The 248-nt window shown below is 40.3% G+C and carries 1 protein-coding gene; it reads left to right on the top strand.

Annotated features, from left to right (window positions below):
- Nucleotides 1–3 precede the first annotated feature (3 nt).
- The coding region (locus RYX56_RS24315) for a LysM peptidoglycan-binding domain-containing protein (RefSeq protein ID WP_317124379.1) at nt 4–248 on the top strand (245 nt) is incomplete at its 3' end.

The raw sequence follows: 248 nt of genomic DNA, 5'->3' as shown, positions 1-248 counted from the left end.
GGCATGTTTATTTATACAGTGAAGACCGGGGATTCTTTATACAGAATTAGCGCAAAATACTCTGTTTCTATGGATCAGATTCGGCTCGCAAATGGATTAGACCAAACCAATATTGTTCCAGGGCAAGCTTTAGTCATCCCTTCCTACATATATAAGGTCCAAATGGGGGATAGCTTTTATTCCATTGCCAATATGGCATCTGTGTCCGTCGAAAGCTTAAGAAAGTCAAATCCGGCTATAGACTCTAA

It is taken from the genome of Alkalihalophilus lindianensis (assembly GCF_032843265.1).
Classification (GTDB): Bacteria; Bacillota; Bacilli; order Bacillales; family Bacillaceae_D; genus Alkalihalophilus; species Alkalihalophilus lindianensis.
Note: the sequence above shows the minus strand (reverse complement) of the source record. Positions and strands in the feature narration are given on the sequence as shown.